1 protein-coding gene and 1 pseudogene are annotated in these 883 nt (G+C 49.4%); both read left to right on the forward strand.

Annotated features, from left to right (window positions below):
• A pseudogene (locus ACTHSP_RS20925) lies at positions 1 to 341 on the forward strand (guanylate kinase); the annotation flags it as partial.
• Between the two features lie 52 nt (positions 342 to 393).
• On the forward strand, positions 394 to 600 hold the full coding sequence (gene rpoZ / locus ACTHSP_RS20930) for a DNA-directed RNA polymerase subunit omega (RefSeq protein WP_003682294.1): 207 nt from the start codon (positions 394 to 396) through the stop codon (positions 598 to 600).
• Positions 601 to 883: the final 283 nt, after the last annotated feature.

An 883-nucleotide genomic window follows, 5' to 3' on the forward strand; every position in this document is an offset into this window, starting at 1 on the left:
TGAGCGAAGAGGGCTATGACGTAATTTTGGAAATTGATGTGCAAGGTGCGGCGCAAGTGCGTAAATCGTTGCCTGAAGCCAGCAGCATTTTTATTCTGCCGCCTTCCTTTGAAGTATTGGCGCAACGTTTGATCGGCCGTGGTACAGACAGCGAAGAAGTTATTCAAACACGCCTTTCAAAAGCCCGTCATGAGATTGAGCAATCCGTTTTGTTCGATTACGTCGTCGTGAATGACGATTTGGATCGTGCCGAAGCCGATTTGTTCCACATTATTAAAGCAGGCCGTCTGAAAAAATCCTCTCAACAGGGATTTATCTCAAACCTGTTGGAAAATTCGTAAAAAACAGCGAAAATAACCGTTTATTTGAAACATAGAAAGAAAGCAAGCAAACATGGCCCGTATTACTACTGAAGATTGCACAGGTAAAATCCCTAACCACTTCGACCTTACCCTCGTTGCCGCCCGTCGCGCACGCCAATTAGAAAACGGCAATACGCCTTTGGTTGACGACATCCGCAACAATAAACCAACCGTAACCGCCCTGCGCGAAATCGCAGCCGGACAAATCGGAACCGAGCTGCTGACCCGCAACAAATAAACCAACCGGCAAACCGATAAAACCGCCGCGCGGACTGTATCGGTGCGATATCACAACCGATACAGTCTGACGGCTTAAAAATAGCCATAAAAGGCCGTCTGAAAATGCCAGCCCCACTGCCTACCGCCCCCTATGATCCGTTGACAGCAGAAGCGCGCGAGCTTCTGTTTCGCACCGCATCCTATCTCAATACCAACGAGCAGGCCGAGCTTGAAAGAGCCGTTGCCTACGCTTTCCACGCCCATGACGGACAAACCCGTAAAAGCGGCGAACCCTACATCAC

It is taken from the genome of Neisseria sp. P0001.S005 (genome assembly GCF_051963715.1).